The 1011-nt window shown below is 37.0% G+C and carries 1 protein-coding gene; it reads left to right on the forward strand.

Annotation, left to right across the window (positions count from 1 at the left end):
• The first annotated feature begins 107 nt into the window (after positions 1–107).
• Positions 108–851 carry a type II toxin-antitoxin system death-on-curing family toxin gene (locus HRQ60_RS23445; RefSeq protein WP_172201041.1) on the forward strand — a complete coding sequence of 248 codons (744 nt, stop codon included), beginning with the start codon at positions 108–110 and terminating at the stop codon, positions 849–851.
• Positions 852–1011 lie beyond the last annotated feature (160 nt).

The raw sequence follows: 1011 nt of genomic DNA on the forward strand, positions 1-1011 counted from the left end.
GTCGTGAATACAGGAACGTTATCCGAAACATCTTGAACAAAAAATCATAATTTACAGTTAGCAAGTTAGATTGTATACTTTTTATATACACTAAAGGGGGAAATTACATGGTAATACCAGACAAAGATTCTGTTTTGAAAATTCATTACGAATTGGTCGATATGTTTGTTAAGGAAGAAGATCCAATTGAACCACCAGGCCTTCGCGCTCAGGGAGGAGAAGGCCTGTTAGAAATGGCTGTTTCCAGACCTCATACAGGTTTGGGGGGAGTTGATAAGTACAGCACCTATGAAACCAAAGTAGGTGCGTTATTTCATTCACTGATCCAAAATCATGCTTTCAATAATGGTAATAAGAGAACGGCCTTGGTAAGTTTACTTGTAACTCTTGATTTGAATGGACGAAGAATCGAAATTTCTGATGATGAAGTTTTTGATTTTGTTGTAGCAGTTGCAGCTCATACTTCGCCATATGATAGTAGCAACGTAGATAAAGTGGTAGAAGAAATAGCGACATGGATTAGGAGAAATAGTACTGCACGAAATACTGTACCAAGTAGCATGAGATTAAATGATTTCCTTGGTAAGTGTACGGAAGTTGGATGCAATGTGAGAGAAAGTGCTGATAATTGTAGATGGATTATTCAAAATCCTATTTCACGTAAAAGTATTCGAATTAGAAAGAATAATAGCACTTTAGATGGGCCTGTTATAAAACAGTATGTAAATAGGTTAGGGCTTTCCGAAGCGAATACAGGAGTTTATTTAGACGAATTTCAAAATGGAAAGTTAGTAGAACAACAATATATTATTAGGTATAGAAATGTTTTAAATCGATTGGCACATGCATAGGACGAGAGATCGTCCTTTTTATTTTTCTCATGAACCCAATATTAAATTTTAATATACAAGATGCATCGGATAACATAATATTCACGCTGTGGGCATACGCCCTTGGTCCGGCATTCGCCGGACACCCGACATACGTCGGGTCGTGAATACAGGAACGTTA

This window comes from Saccharibacillus qingshengii, from assembly GCF_013185195.1.
GTDB classification, from domain to species: Bacteria; Bacillota; Bacilli; order Paenibacillales; family Paenibacillaceae; genus Saccharibacillus; species Saccharibacillus qingshengii.